This is a genomic window from Actinoplanes palleronii, assembly GCF_016862315.1.
Classification (GTDB): Bacteria; Actinomycetota; Actinomycetes; order Mycobacteriales; family Micromonosporaceae; genus Actinoplanes; species Actinoplanes palleronii.
Genome location: NZ_BOMS01000018.1, coordinates 34433 through 47381, shown reverse-complemented (window position 1 = coordinate 47381; position 12949 = coordinate 34433). Strand labels below are relative to the sequence as shown.

Genomic DNA, 12949 nt, shown 5'->3' with positions numbered 1-12949 from the left:
GCCACAAGGCCGGTCCCGCGATCTCGCACGGGCCGGCCTCGTGGCGTTCTGCGGTGCAAGCCCGTCAGAGGGCCAGCCAGGCGATCAGCACGATCAGGGCGACGGCGACCACGCCGCCGATCACGTAGGGCGCCTTGGACGGCGCCGCGGACTCCGGTGGACCGGTGAAAGCCCGGAACGCCTCGGTGTTGCCGCTCGGGTCGACGCTGTTGTCAGACATGCGCACGACCCTAGCCACATAACGCACGTCCGCGCCAAGGCACCACCCACCCGACGGACAACGTGTGCGTCCCCACCCCGGCTGGCTCTCCGGGGTGCCTCACGGTGGTCGAGGCACCCCCGGGAACCAGCCGAACCCACTCGGCTGGTGCCGGCGGCTGCCTCGGCCGCCGTGAGACGACCCTCAGCGCCAGCTGGGCTGCCGTCGGGCGGGGCGGCGCCGTCGTACCGGAAAGGGTTGGCCCGGACCGGCGGGGTCAGTGCTCGATGACGACCTTGCCGAAGACGTCGCCGGAGGAGAGGCGGGTGAACGCGTCCGGGATCGCGTCGAACGGGTAGGTGGAGTCGATCACCGGGCGGATCTGGCCGGTGGCGCAGAGGCGGAGGAGTTCGGCGAGTTCGGCCGGGGTGCCCATGCTGCTGCCGAGGATCTCCAGCTGCATGGCGAAGACCCGGCGCAGGTCGATCCGGGCCAGGTGGCCGCCGGTGGCGCCGCAGACCACGATGCGGGCGCCCGGGGCGGCGCACTTCATCGAGTGCTCGAAGGTCGGCTCGCCGACGGATTCGATCACCACGTCGACGCGTTCCGGGAGGCGGACGCCGGGTTCCAGGGCGATCGCGCCCAGCTCGGCGACCCGGTCGCGTTTCCACTGGTCACGGCTGGTGGCATAGACCCGCTTGCCGAGGGCGACACCGAGAGCGACCGCGGCGGTGGCGACACCCCCGCCGGCGCCCTGGACCAGCACGGCTCCGGCGTCCGCGGCACGACCGCGGGTCACCAGCATGTGGTACGCCGTGAGCCAGGCCGTCGGCAGGCACGCCGCCTCGGCGAACGGCACCCCTTCCGGGATCGGGAGCAGGTTCTCCCGCGGTGCGGCGACCTGTTCGGCGAGCGTGCCGGGGTGCCGCTCGGAGAAGAGCGAATAGCCGCGGGGGTCGGCCTTGTCCTCGACCACCGGGAAGACCAGGACCGGGTCGCCGTCCGGGGTCACGCCGGCCGCGTCGCAGCCGAGCGTCATCGGGAGGCGGTCAGCGGGCAGTCCCACCCCGCGCAGCGACCAGATGTCGTGCTGGTTGAGGGAACTCGCCCGGACCGTGACCGGCACCCAGCCGTCCGGCGCGGAGAAGGGCAGGTCACCGACGGTCAGGCCGCTCAGCGGCGCGTCGGGCTGGAGCGAGGAGACATAGGCGGCGCGCATGAGCCGACCCTAAACCCCACCGGCCGCCCGCGCCTGCTGTCGATCAGCCCGCGTCACGGCGTCGGCCGTACCGGAAGAGACCGGAAGCGGACAGCCGACCGCGACCACCCGCGTACCGAAGAGACCGGATCCGGACCGGCGACGACCGCAACCGGCCCGCCGACCGCAGCCACCGCCCGTACCCAAAAAACCGCGCCACGGCCCGGGAAGGACCGGAAGGCGCCCGCCCCGCCGGAAGGGACGCGCCGCCCCGCCCAACAGGCGAAGCGGCGCGCAACAAATCCGATAGAACCGGAAGAACCAGCAGCTCAGACCGTCTGACGAACCTGGACCGGCGCGGCCGCCGGAAGTCGCCGAGCCACCCCGTCCCGGACAGCAGCCGCCGCGACAGCCGCCGCCACCGCCGGAGCGACCCGCGGGTCGAGCGGCGACGGAACGATCGCTTCCGGACGCAGCTCGTCCGCGACGATCGCGGCGATCGCGTCGGCCGCGGCCACCTTCATCCCCGCGGTGATCGTCGAGGCGCGCACGTCCAGGGCGCCACGGAAGATCCCCGGGAACGCGAGCACGTTGTTGATCTGGTTGGGGAAGTCGCTGCGGCCGGTCGCGACGATCGCCGCGTACTTGTGGGCGACCGCGGGCAGGACCTCCGGCGTCGGGTTGGCCAGCGCGAAGATGATCGCGCCCGGCGCCATGCCGGCCAGGGCCTCCTCCGCGATGGTGCCGCCGGACACCCCGACCAGGACGTCCGCGCCGATCAGGGCCTCGGTGATGCCGCCGGTACGGCCGGAGATGTTCGTCGTCGCGGCGAGCTCCGCCTTCATCCCGCCGAGGGCGCCGCGCTCGCCGTGGATGATCCCCCGGGAGTCGACGACGATCATGTTGGCGCCCTGGACGCCGGCCGCGATCAGGGTGTTGGTGATCGCGGCACCGGCCGCGCCGGCGCCGCTGACGACCACGCGCAGGTCGGCGAAGGTCCGCCCGAGCAGCGCGGCCGCGTTGCGCAGCGCGGCGAGCGTGACCACCGCGGTGCCGTGCTGGTCGTCGTGGAAGACCGGGATGTCGAGCTCGGCGTCGAGGCGGCGCTCGATCTCGAAACAGCGCGGCGCGCTGATGTCCTCCAGGTTGATCCCGCCGAACGACGGGGCCATCGCCTTGACCGTCGCGATGATCCCCTCGACGTCCTGGGTGTCCAGGCAGATCGGGATCGAGTCGACCCCGCCGAACTGCTTGAACAGGATCGCCTTGCCCTCCATGACGGGCATCGCGGCCTTGGGCCCGATGTTGCCCAGGCCGAGCACCGCGGAGCCGTCGGTGACGACGGCGACGGTGTTCGCGGTCCAGGTGTAGTCGGGGTAGAGCGACTCGTCCTCGGCGATGGCCTCACAGACCCGGGCGACACCCGGGGTGTACGCCAGCGACAGGTCGTCCCGGCTGGCCAGGGGGATGGTCGCGCTCATCGTCATCTTGCCCCGGCGGTGCAGGTCGAAGACCGGATCGGCGGCGAGGGCAGGATCGAGCTCGAAACTGAAGAAAGACACGGTGAACTCCACACGGCATCGACATTGATACGTGGCACCTGCACTACCTGGTCGCGAGTATGCGCCAGGGGGCGGTGCGATGCGGGGGTCACCCGGGAAAGCGACCGCAGCGCGGGTGTGCGCTGGGGATACTGGAGACTAACTTAATCGCCAGGGGCCGGGGTAGTAGCGAAACAACACACGCCCGATGACATCCGCCACCCCGTACGACCTCGAGTCGTCCTGGACGAAAGTGTTGTCCCCCTCCAGCCACCAGCCGCCGTCCTGTTCCCGCACCACCCGCTTAACGACGAGCAGGCCGGGGCGGGAACGGAAGCGTGCGACCACGATGTCGCCGGTCCTTACCGTCGCGCCGCGACGAACGATCAGAGCATCGCCGTGGCGCAGCACCGGTGCCATGGACGGGCCGCTCACCAAGACGGCGAACAGTGGTAACTGCCACCTCAAGGCATCAAGCCTCCGTCGCGTTAGGCCCGGGATGTAAGGGGTACTGTCAGTCCTGGATCATCGCAAACTTAATGGAGGAGTAGTCCTGATGCGACTTCCGCGTTTCCTCATGCCTAGCACCGTCGTCAGCGCGCACTGCGACCTGCCGTGTGGCGTCTACGACCCGGCTCAGGCCCGGATCGAGGCCGAGTCGGTCAAGGCCATCGCCGAGAAGTACGCGGCGAACACCGACCCCGAGTTCCGCACCCGGGCGATCCTGATCAAGGAGCAGCGGGCCGAGCTGGTCAAGCACCACCTGTGGGTGCTGTGGACCGACTACTTCAAGGCCCCGCACTTCGAGAAGTACCCGCAGCTGCACCAGCTGTTCAACGAGGCCACCAAGCTCGCCGGCGCGTCCGGCGCCAAGGGCTCGGTGGACGTCGCTGTCGCCGACCAGCTGCTCGGCAAGATCGAGGAGATCACCAAGATCTTCTGGGAGACCAAGCAGGCCTGACGTGCCTGTGGCCGGTACGCCCACCGAGGCGTGCCGGCCGCTCCCGTCACTGGCTGTAACCGGTTAGAGTCTGCAAGCACGGAGACCGGGAGACCGACCGGAGGAGAGTTCAAGTGACTCAGCTGACCCACGCGGAGCCGGAGGTCGGAGACGACGTCGTCCTGCTGACGGTTCCGGCCGACGGCGGTTATCTCGGCGTGCTCCGGACGGCCACCGCCGGCCTCGCGGCCCGCCTGCACTTCGCCCTCGACGAGATCGAGGACCTGCGCATCGCCGTGGACGAGGCCTGCGCCATGCTGCTGGCCATCGCCACCCGCGGCGCCGAGCTGGAATGCCGGTTCGCGGTGACCGACGACGCGCTCACCGTCGAGGTGACCGTCTCCACGGTCCGAGGCGCCCGGCTGCCCTCCGAGTCGTCCTTCGCGTGGAAGGTGCTGACCGCGCTCACCACCTCGGCGTCCGCCGAGGCGAACGGGCAGCACGCGACGATCCGGCTGCTCACCCGCCGGACGGAGTACTAGTCGTCAGCGCGATGTAATCCAGGTGCCGCACGGCCGTCCCGGTGGCCGCCGAGGCATCCTGCGCGGTCAGCTCGGCCAGCAACTGCCGGTGGTCGGCGTCGATGTGGTGCCAGTAGTCCACGGGCAGGTCACGGACCAGCTCCTCACCGTAGGACGCCTGGTAGAGCGGCCGCCCGACCAGCTCGAACAACGGATTCCCGGTCGCCTTGGCCAGCGCCCGGTGAAACGCCGAGTGCGCGGCCAGCATGGTGTCCAGGTCGTCGATCAGCGGGTCGAAGAGCGCACCGCGCAGCTCGGCCAGATGCGATTCGGTACGCCGGACCGCGGCCAGCCCGGCAGCCGGCACCTCCAGCGCCCGGCGCAGCTCGAGCAGGTCGGCCAGGCCGACCCCGGCCGAGTGCGTGAGCAGGGTGAACCCGGTCGACAACCCCTCGGCGAGCTGCCCCGCGTCGGGGTGCGCGACGAAACTCCCGCCGGTCACGCCGCGGGTGGTGACGATCAGATGCTGGCTGGCGAGCAGGCGCAACGCCTCGCGCACCGTGCTGCGGCTGACACCGATCTTCACGCACAGCTCGGGCTCGGGTGGCAGCCGTTCACCAGGCTGCAGGCGCCCCGACGTGATGTCGGCACGCAAGTCATCCGCGAGCTGCTGATAGGCGGGCGGGCGCACCACTGAGCCGGTCACTCATCCAGGTTAGGCCCAGATCGGCCGGATCGGACCCGCTAATCGACGCCCAACGCTCGGCTGCTCGCCGGGAGCAGCACCAGCACCGCGGTGACCGCGGCCAGCACCAGCGCCACGACACCCAGCCAGACCGGCCCGACCTGGAGCAGGAAACCCCCGGTGGCCAGCAGGAACAGCTGCACCACGACGGCCGGGCCGCGGGCCCGGACCTGGCGGCGCCCGAGGGCGCGCGCGACCAGGAAGACCGCCGCCGCGGCCAGCGCCGCCATCACGGTGAGCGAGGCCGCCACGCCGAAGTTTGCGAAGACACCGGTCAGATCAAGGACCAGAAGGTACGCCGTGAGCGCGGCCAGCCCGGCGAACTGCAGGTAGAGCAACCGGACCCCCCAGTCGAGGGGTGCGGTCGCCGCCGTAACGGAATTCTCACCTGTCACTGCTGCACCATACCGACAGTCCGGCGCCGTTCTGCCGGGTAAGGTGCCGCCCATGCGTGCGTTGCTGGTGGTCAACCCCCGGGCGACGGCGACCACCCAGCGCAGCCGGGACATTCTGGTCCGGGCGCTGGAGAGCGCCGTCGACCTCACGGTGCGTTACACGGAGCGACGCGGGCACGCCACCACGCTGGCCCGCGCGGCTGCCGAGAGCGGCGTCGACGTCGTGGTCACGCTCGGCGGCGACGGCACCGTGAACGAAGCGGTGAACGGGTTGATGACCGCGCCCGCCGCCCTCGCCGGGCTGGCCGGGCTGCCGGCGTTCCGGTTGCCGGCGCTGGCCGTGGTCCCGGGTGGCTCGACGAACGTCTTCGCCCGCGCGCTCGGTCTGCCCCGCGGCTGGGCGGACGGGACCAGCGTGATCCTGGACGGACTCCGCGACGGGCGGCACCGGGTGATCAGTCTCGGTCGCGCCGACGATCGTTATTTCACCTTCACGGCCGGCCTGGGTCTGGACGCCGCGGTGGTCCGCCGGGTGGAGCAGGCCCGGCTGCGCGGCCGGACGTCGACGCCGGGTCTCTACCTGCGCGCGCTGGCCGGCCAGGTCTTCACCGGCGCCGACCGCGCGGATCCGCCGCTGACCCTGGAACGCCCGGGTGAATCTTCGGAGCCCGGTCTCGGCACGGTCATCGTGCAGAACACCGCCCCCTGGACCTATGTGGGTGACCGTCCGGTGGATCCGAATCCGGACGCTTCCTTCGATCTCGGGCTGGATCTCCTCGCGTTACGCCGACTCAAGGTTTCGGCAACAGCGAGGACGGTGACACAACTCGCGTGGCGATCCGGTGATCCACACGGTAAACATGTGTTTCGGCTTCATGACCTTGCCGAGTTCACCGTGGTCTCGTCCCGACCCCAAGCGTTCCAGCTGGACGGCGACTATCTCGGCGAGCGGCAGAAGGTGCACTTCGTGTCCGTCCCATCAGCGCTGCGTGTGATCTGCTGACTTGTGGGTACGTCTTTCGGGACATGCTCACGATCCGTTACAGAAACACGGGCAAAAGGTCGGCGAAGTGGCCCGGACCGTACTACATTGATGGGAGCGTTCGTGAACCGGCTCCGAGAGGAGCGGGAGAATCGGACATAAGGGTGCGTGAGGCAGCTCACCCGCTGGAAGAAACTTCCAGCGCTACCCTTGACATCGCGAGAGTTCGTGAAAGCATTCACAAGCGATAAGAAGTAACCGGTTGCCGCTTGTGCGCGTTCCTAATCTAGAAGCGCAGAACGGCTACCAAACACAAAGGCTTGCTGACGCACTGGTGAGTGTACGGGTACAACCGGTCGACACCACTGCTCATGCATATAGGTAAACAGCACTTTTTCATTACCCCATCCGAAACAAGGAGTTTGCCGCCATGGACTGGCGTCACGATGCGATCTGCCGCGACGAGGACCCGGAGCTGTTCTTCCCGATCGGGACGTCTGGCCCCGCGCTCCTGCAGGTCGAGCAGGCCAAGGCCGTGTGCCGGCGGTGCCCTGTGACCGAGTCTTGCCTCCAGTGGGCACTCGAGTCCGGCCAGGACGCCGGCGTATGGGGCGGGATGAGCGAGGACGAGCGGCGCGCGGTCAAGCGTCGCGGCGGCCTTCGGGTCTCCGCTCCCACCGCCTGAATCAATCCCCCACACAGCATTTGCGCCCCGGGCCTCTCGGCTCCGGGGCGTCTTGCTGTTTCGGGCCGCTTACCCCCCGTTCCCATTCCGCAGTGCGTCAATTCGATCACCGTACGTTTACCCGCACTCCCGAAATGATCTCGAAATGGCTCACGGATCGGTTTCTGTCGCGAGTCACGCACACTCCGCTGTGGACGATCCAATGACGACTTCCCGGTCGCATAGCGCAGAGTGATCGTCACGGAGAGCTACCCACTTCCTCGATACATCGATGCGTGAGCCCTGGAGAAGCCGGCTGATCCGCAGAGCGCCGGGAGACACCCCGGACAACCAGCCGGGCCTGCAGAGCCGCCAGAAGCCCGCTGGAGCGGGCTCTGACACGGAAACAAAGGGACAGGGGCGCTCAGGCCGCAGCGAGCATCCGCACGCCGGCCGCCGCCACCCGCTCGCCGATCAGCCCGACGAGTTCCGGCGCATCGCCGAGCGGCTCCGCCACCCCGGCCGCACCGGCCTCCACCGCCGACGCCACCGCGAGGTCGTAGAGCAGCCCGGGCGCCAGGAAGTACCCGGCCACCATCACCCGGCGCGCCCCGGCCTCCCGGAGCGCCAGCACCGCCTCACCGGCACGCGGTCCCACCCCGGACGAGTACGCCACCGCCGAGGGAACTCCGAGCCGCTCGCCCAGCACCGCGGCGGCGTGCTCCACCGTCCCGCGCGCCACCGGATCCCGGGTGCCGGCCGCGGCCAGCACCACCGCGTCCGGAGCACCGGCCGGCAGTCGCCGCACCAGTGCCTCCAGCAGCAGCCGCGGCATCCGCGTCCGCCCCGGGCCGGCCGATCGCGGCCCGAGCACACCGGCGAGCGTGACGTCGACCGGCAGGCCGGCCGCTCCGGCCAGCACCGCCGGCAGGTCCACCCGGCCGTGGAACGCCTCGGTCAGCAGCAACGGCACCAGCACCGCCCGCCGGGCGCCGAGCGAACCCAGCACCTCCAGCGGACGCGGCCCGGCATGGTCCAGGTACGACGCCCGGACCAGCCACTCCGGCCGGGCCCGGCGCACCGCCCGGGCCAGCGCCTCGGTCGACGCGGCGGCCCGGGGATCCCGGCTGCCGTGTGCCACCAGCACCACGGCGGGCCGAGCCGCCGTGATCAGACGTGCAGACCGCATTCGGTCTTCTCGAACATGGCCCAGCGGCCGGCGCGCGGGTCCTCGCCGGCCTTGGTGCGCCGGGTGCACGGCCAGCAGCCGATCGAGCCGTAGCCCTTCTTGAACAGCTCGTTGACCGGCACGTTCCACCGGCTGATGTAGCGGTCCACGTCGGCCTCGGTCCAGGCCGCGATCGGGTTGACCTTGACCTTGCCCTTCTTCGCGTCGAACGCCACGACCGGCGTGTTGGCGCGGGTCGGCGACTCGTCGCGGCGCAGGCCGGTGGCCCACGAGTCGTACTCGCTCAGGGCCCGCTCCAGCGGCTCCACCTTGCGGATGAAGCAGCACTCGTCGGGGCTGCGGGCGAACAGCCGGGGGCCGTACTCGCCGTCCTGCTGGCCGACCGTCATCCGCGGGCGGATCGAGCGGACGTTCACGTTCATCGTGCGGGCCACCGTGTCGCGGACCTTGAGGGTCTCCGGGAAGTGCAGGCCGGTGTCCAGGAAGACCACGTCCACGCCGGGCGCGACGCGGGAGAAGATGTGCGCGACGACGGCGTCGGCCATCGAGCTGGTGACGCAGAACCGCGCGCCGAAGGTGCCGGTCGCCCACGTGGCGATCTCTTCGGCGGAGCTCCCCTCGAGGTCACGGGCGGCCGCGACAGCCAGCTCCCGCAGCTGCTCGGGGGTGCGACGGGCGGGGTCGGCGGGGGCGGCAGGTGCGCCCAGGTCGATCAGGCCCAGGCCGGAGGCGTTCAGGAGGTTCATGATGTAGCTCCCTTGGACAGCAACCCGTTGAACTTGACCGTGAAGACGCGGGCGCAGGAGTGGCACTCCCAGGCGCCGTGCGAGGACTCGTTGGGGCGGAGGTCCTCTTCACCGCAGTAGGGGCAGTAGAGCGGAGCTGACCTGGCGTCACTCATTTCAGGAGCTCCTCTTCGGCCCGCATCACCCAGGTCGCGAACGTCTCCGACTCGGAGCGCCCGTCCAGGTAGTTGCGGGCGACCCGCTCGACGTACTCGGGAAGTTCGTCGGCCGTGGCCTTCAGGCCGCGCAGCTTGCGGCCGAACCCGGCGGTCTCGCCCTTGGCCATGCCGAGCGCGCCGCCGAGGTGGATCTGGAACCCCTCGACCTGCTCGCCCTGCGCGTTCATCACCAGCTGGCCCTTGAGGCCGATGTCGGCGACCTGGGTGCGGGCGCAGGAGTTCGGGCAGCCGTTGATGTGCACCGAGATGTCCGCGTCGAAGTCCTTGAGCCGCTCCTCGAGCCGGGTGACCAGCTCCGCGCCGCGCGCCTTGGTCTCGACGATCGCGAGCTTGCAGTACTCGATGCCGGTGCACGCCATGGTGCCGCGGCGCCAGGCCGACGGCCGCGCCTCCAGACCGATCCCGCTGAGCCCGCTGATCAGGGATTCCACCTGGTCGTCGGCAACATCAAGGACCAAGAGCTTTTGGTACGCGGTGAGCCGCACCCGGTCGGAGCCGTGCTGCTCGACCAGGTCGGCCAGCTTGGTCAGCTGCTCACCGGAGGAGCGGCCGACCACCGGCGCGGCGCCGACGTAGTTCTTCCCGTCGCGCTGCTTGTGCACGCCGATGTGGTCGATCGGCTTCTCCGGCAGCACCGGCGCCGGCCCGTCGATCAGGGCGCGCTCGAGGTACTCCTTCTCCAGCACCTCCCGGAACTTCGCCACACCCCAGTCGGCGAGCAGGAACTTCAGGCGGGCGCGGTGCCGCAGCCGGCGGTAGCCGTAGTCCCGGAAGATCGCGACGACGCCCTCCCAGACGTCCGGGATCTCGTCCAGCGGCACCCAGACGCCGAGGCGCTCGGCCAGCCGCGGGTTGGTGGAGAGCCCGCCGCCGACCCAGAGGTCGAAGCCGGGGCCGTGCTCCGGGTGCTCGACACCGACGAACGAGATGTCGTTCGCCTGGTACGGCCCGTCCGGCAGCCAGGAGATGACCGACTTGAACTTGCGCGGCAAGTTGGAGTAGGCCGGGTCGCCGACGTACCGCTTGACGATCTCGTCGATCGCCGGCGTCGCGTCGATCACCTCGTCGACCGAGACACCGGCCACCGGGCTGCCCAGCACGATCCGCGGGCAGTCGCCGCAGGCCTCGGTGGTCTGCAGGCCGACCGACTCGAGCCGGCGCCAGATCTCCGGCATGTCCTCGACCCGGATCCAGTGCATCTGGATGTTCTGCCGGTCGGTGAAGTCGGCGGTGCCGCGGGCGAACTCGGTGGCGATCCCGGCGATGACCCGCAGCTGGGCCAGGCTCAGCGCGCCGCCGTCGATCCGGACCCGGAGCATGAAGAACTCGTCCTCGAGCTCCTCCGGCTCCAGCACCGCGGTGCGGCCGCCGTCGATACCGGCCTTGCGCTGGGTGTAGAGCCCCCACCAGCGGAACCGGCCACGCAGGTCAGCCGGGTCGATCGAGGCGAAACCGCCGTGGGCGTAGATGTTCTCGATCCGCGCCCGGACGTTGAGCGGGTTGTCGTCCTTCTTGCTGCGCTCGTTGGGGTTGAGCGGCTCGCGGTGTCCGAGCGCCCACTGACCCTCGCCGCGCGCCTTGCGGGGGCGAGCTGCGGGTGTTGCGGGTGTGTTGCTGGGCGCCATGGCGGCGGTCCTCCGGGTTTCGTGGGCACCGGAGGACACTCGCGGCCACTTGGAGGCTCCGCGACATCAGCGTCGGGGAAGGGCCGGCTTGTCTTCCGCGCCCGAATCTCTTTGGGGCGGCGTCAGGAAGCCGGACACATCGCGCTGAAGACACGGCCGTAGTCGACGTGGCGGCGGGCCACGAAGCGGCGGTCAATTGCAGCGGTCATGCCGGTAAGCCTCTCACGCAAATCGAATGTGGGCCAGCGAGGTCCACAATCCGGGAGTGTGGTCCACGGCACTTGGCGGACTTCTCCTACTGTCGTTACAAAGCCGTTACATCGCAGGTGGCGGCGGTGGACCCATCGATCACGATCTAGACGTACGGGTCCACCAGGCAACCCTCGGGCATCGACCGGCGCCGGGTCAGCGCTTCCCGAGCGGGACCACCAGCACGGCCTCGGTGCCCCCACCGGCCCGGTTGCGCATCTCGATGCTGCCGCGCAGCTCACCGGTGGCCAGCGCCCGGACGATCTGCAGCCCGAGCCGCCCGCCCGCGTCCGGCCGGAAGCCCTCCGGCAGCCCCCGCCCGTTGTCGGCGACCGTCACGTGCAGCTGCTTGCGGAACCGGTGCGCGGCCACCACCACCTCGGGGGCCGGCGCGTCCGGCGCCGGCACGGGTTCCGGCGCGTCCTCGTCCGGCGCCGGGAAGCCGTGCTCGACCGCGTTGATCAGCAGTTCGTTCAGCACCATCACCAGCGAGGTGGCGATCTCCGCGGGCAGCACGCCGAACGTGCCCTCCCGGCGCATCCGGACCGAGACGCTCGTCGAGGCGACCTCGGTGGCCGCGGTGGCCACCCGGTCGACGATCCCGTCGAACTCGACCGCCTCGTCGCTGGACATCGAGAGCGTCTCGTGGACCAGGGCGATCGACGCGACCCGGCGCACCGACTCCTCCAGCGCCATCCGGGCCTCCGGCGCGTCCACCCGGCGGGCCTGCAGGCGCAGCAGCGCGGCCACGGTCTGCAGGTTGTTCTTCACCCGGTGGTGGATCTCCCGGATGGTGGCGTCCTTGGTCATCAGGGCGCGGTCCCGGCGGCGCACCTCGGTGACGTCGCGGACCAGCACCAGCGCGCCGATCGGCACACCGGCCGGGAGCAGCGGCAGGGAACGGGTCAGCACCGTCGCGCCGCGCGCCTCGAACTCCATCCGGGGCGGGGTGATCCCGCGCAGCGCCAGCCGGATCCGCTCGGCGGCGTCGTTGCCCTCCAGGGGGTCGGCGGCCACCCGGCTGGAGAGCACGGCCAGCTCCTCGCCGACCAGGTGCGCGTTGAAACCGAGCCGCCGGTACGCGGACTGCGCGTTCGGGCTGGCATAGGTGACCTTGCCGGAGGCGTCCAGCCGGATCAGGCCGTCGCCGACCCGGGGCGCCGAGGTGGTCACCTCGCCGGGCTGCTTGGTCGGCGGGAACGTGCCGTCGGCGACCATCTGGGCCAGGTCGTCCGCGGTGGTCAGGTAGTTCAGCTCGAGCTGGCTGGGCGTCCGGGCGGTGCTCAGGTTGGTGTCCCGGCCGATCACCGCGATCACCTCGCTGCGGCCTTCCTCGTGGTCGTTCTCGGCGCGGCGGCGCACCGGGATCGCCTCGTGCCGGGCCGGGGTGTCGCCATACCAGACCGGGTCGCCCTCCCGCCAGATCCGCTCCTGGGTGAACGCCACGTCCAGGTGGGCAACCTCGGGTCCGCCGAAGATCTTGCCCACCTGGTCGTCCTGGTACGCCGTGGGCGCCGTGGTCGGGCGCACCTGGGCGACGCAGAGGAACTGCCGGGGCTGCTCCCCCTTGATCGGCACCCAGAGGAGCAGGTCGGCGAAGGAGAGGTCGGAGAGCAGCTGCCAGTCACCGGCCAGCCGGTGCAGGTGGTCGATGTCGGCGGAACCCAGGTTGGTGTGTTCCTCGACGAGGTCGCGCAGGGTGGACACGCGCCAAGCCTGCCACGCGGATGTTTCGTC

Annotated in this window: 15 protein-coding genes; 4 read left to right on the top strand and 11 right to left on the bottom strand. The window is 70.5% G+C overall.

All coding sequences use genetic code 11. The features are described from left to right. Positions 1-64: 64 nt before the first annotated feature. The 4 genes from Apa02nite_RS07185 to Apa02nite_RS07170 form a co-directional block, all read right to left on the bottom strand. Entirely contained in the window at positions 65-220 is a 156-nt protein-coding gene (locus Apa02nite_RS07185; protein ID WP_198171042.1) for a hypothetical protein, read from the bottom strand. A 256-nt stretch (positions 221-476) separates the two neighbouring features. Then, positions 477-1418 carry a zinc-binding dehydrogenase gene (locus tag Apa02nite_RS07180; RefSeq protein ID WP_203824342.1) on the bottom strand — a complete coding sequence of 314 codons (942 nt, stop codon included), beginning with the start codon at positions 1416-1418 and terminating at the stop codon, positions 477-479. Between the two features lie 308 nt (positions 1419-1726). Further along, positions 1727-2959, bottom strand: coding sequence for an NAD(P)-dependent malic enzyme (locus Apa02nite_RS07175; protein ID WP_203824341.1), 1233 nt, complete (start codon positions 2957-2959; stop codon positions 1727-1729). A gap of 138 nt (positions 2960-3097) precedes the next feature. Then, a complete protein-coding gene (locus Apa02nite_RS07170; RefSeq protein WP_239164171.1) occupies positions 3098-3406 on the bottom strand; it encodes a S24 family peptidase in 309 nt (102 codons plus the stop codon). Between the two features lie 88 nt (positions 3407-3494). Here Apa02nite_RS07170 and sodN point away from each other — a divergent pair, with 88 nt between their 5' ends. Then, the gene (gene sodN / locus Apa02nite_RS07165) at positions 3495-3899 is read left to right on the top strand and encodes a superoxide dismutase, Ni (RefSeq protein WP_067697252.1); all 405 of its coding nucleotides are present in this window, start codon (positions 3495-3497) and stop codon (positions 3897-3899) included. 113 nt (positions 3900-4012) lie between these two features. After that, a complete protein-coding gene (locus Apa02nite_RS07160) occupies positions 4013-4420 on the top strand; it encodes an ATP-binding protein (RefSeq protein ID WP_067697254.1) in 408 nt (135 codons plus the stop codon). Here Apa02nite_RS07160 and Apa02nite_RS07155 read toward each other — a convergent pair. Together Apa02nite_RS07155 and Apa02nite_RS07150 are read right to left on the bottom strand one after the other, a co-directional pair. After that, positions 4398-5105 (bottom strand): FadR/GntR family transcriptional regulator, encoded by a 708-nt coding sequence (locus Apa02nite_RS07155; protein ID WP_203824339.1) that lies wholly within the window; start codon positions 5103-5105, stop codon positions 4398-4400. The two genes, Apa02nite_RS07160 and Apa02nite_RS07155, sit on opposite strands and share 23 nt — an antisense overlap. 38 nt (positions 5106-5143) lie before the next feature. Further along, positions 5144-5539, bottom strand: coding sequence for a hypothetical protein (locus Apa02nite_RS07150; RefSeq protein ID WP_203824338.1), 396 nt, complete (start codon positions 5537-5539; stop codon positions 5144-5146). A 52-nt stretch (positions 5540-5591) separates the two neighbouring features. On the opposite strand from Apa02nite_RS07150, the gene Apa02nite_RS07145 reads away from it, so the two are divergent. Beyond that, on the top strand, positions 5592-6542 hold the full coding sequence (locus Apa02nite_RS07145; RefSeq protein WP_203824337.1) for a diacylglycerol/lipid kinase family protein: 951 nt from the start codon (positions 5592-5594) through the stop codon (positions 6540-6542). Between the two features lie 409 nt (positions 6543-6951). Beyond that, positions 6952-7206 carry a WhiB family transcriptional regulator gene (locus Apa02nite_RS07140; RefSeq protein WP_067697263.1) on the top strand — a complete coding sequence of 85 codons (255 nt, stop codon included), beginning with the start codon at positions 6952-6954 and terminating at the stop codon, positions 7204-7206. Between the two features lie 403 nt (positions 7207-7609). On the opposite strand, the gene Apa02nite_RS07135 is transcribed toward Apa02nite_RS07140, so the two are convergent. The 5 genes from Apa02nite_RS07135 to Apa02nite_RS07115 form a co-directional block, all read right to left on the bottom strand. After that, positions 7610-8374, bottom strand: a complete 765-nt coding sequence (locus Apa02nite_RS07135; RefSeq protein ID WP_203824336.1) for a sirohydrochlorin chelatase — start codon at positions 8372-8374, stop codon at positions 7610-7612. Continuing rightward, positions 8356-9120, bottom strand: coding sequence for a phosphoadenylyl-sulfate reductase (locus tag Apa02nite_RS07130; protein WP_373872856.1), 765 nt, complete (start codon positions 9118-9120; stop codon positions 8356-8358). Before Apa02nite_RS07130 ends, Apa02nite_RS07135 begins: the two co-directional genes overlap by 19 nt. Continuing rightward, positions 9117-9275, bottom strand: a complete 159-nt coding sequence (locus tag Apa02nite_RS07125) for a hypothetical protein (RefSeq protein ID WP_203746324.1) — start codon at positions 9273-9275, stop codon at positions 9117-9119. The genes Apa02nite_RS07130 and Apa02nite_RS07125 overlap by 4 nt, the downstream gene beginning before the upstream one ends. Continuing rightward, positions 9272-10963, bottom strand: coding sequence for a nitrite/sulfite reductase (locus tag Apa02nite_RS07120; protein WP_203824335.1), 1692 nt, complete (start codon positions 10961-10963; stop codon positions 9272-9274). Before Apa02nite_RS07120 ends, Apa02nite_RS07125 begins: the two co-directional genes overlap by 4 nt. Positions 10964-11368: 405 nt before the next feature. Next, a complete protein-coding gene (locus Apa02nite_RS07115; protein ID WP_203824334.1) occupies positions 11369-12919 on the bottom strand; it encodes a sensor histidine kinase in 1551 nt (516 codons plus the stop codon). Positions 12920-12949: the final 30 nt, after the last annotated feature.

What these genes read in the sequence shown, in the direction of transcription:
- Apa02nite_RS07145 (WP_203824337.1), top strand. Translation starts at nt 5,592, where the DNA reads ATGCGTGCGTTGCTGGTGGTCAACCCCCGGGCGACGGCGACCACCCAG.
- Apa02nite_RS07180 (WP_203824342.1), bottom strand. Translation starts at nt 1,418, where the DNA reads ATGCGCGCCGCCTATGTCTCCTCGCTCCAGCCCGACGCGCCGCTGAGC.
- Apa02nite_RS07185 (WP_198171042.1), bottom strand. Translation starts at nt 220, where the DNA reads ATGTCTGACAACAGCGTCGACCCGAGCGGCAACACCGAGGCGTTCCGG.
- Apa02nite_RS07140 (WP_067697263.1), top strand. Translation starts at nt 6,952, where the DNA reads ATGGACTGGCGTCACGATGCGATCTGCCGCGACGAGGACCCGGAGCTG.
- Apa02nite_RS07135 (WP_203824336.1), bottom strand. Translation starts at nt 8,374, where the DNA reads ATGCGGTCTGCACGTCTGATCACGGCGGCTCGGCCCGCCGTGGTGCTG.
- Apa02nite_RS07125 (WP_203746324.1), bottom strand. Translation starts at nt 9,275, where the DNA reads ATGAGTGACGCCAGGTCAGCTCCGCTCTACTGCCCCTACTGCGGTGAA.
- Apa02nite_RS07130 (WP_373872856.1), bottom strand. Translation starts at nt 9,120, where the DNA reads ATGAACCTCCTGAACGCCTCCGGCCTGGGCCTGATCGACCTGGGCGCA.
- Apa02nite_RS07120 (WP_203824335.1), bottom strand. Translation starts at nt 10,963, where the DNA reads ATGGCGCCCAGCAACACACCCGCAACACCCGCAGCTCGCCCCCGCAAG.
- sodN (WP_067697252.1), top strand. Translation starts at nt 3,495, where the DNA reads ATGCGACTTCCGCGTTTCCTCATGCCTAGCACCGTCGTCAGCGCGCAC.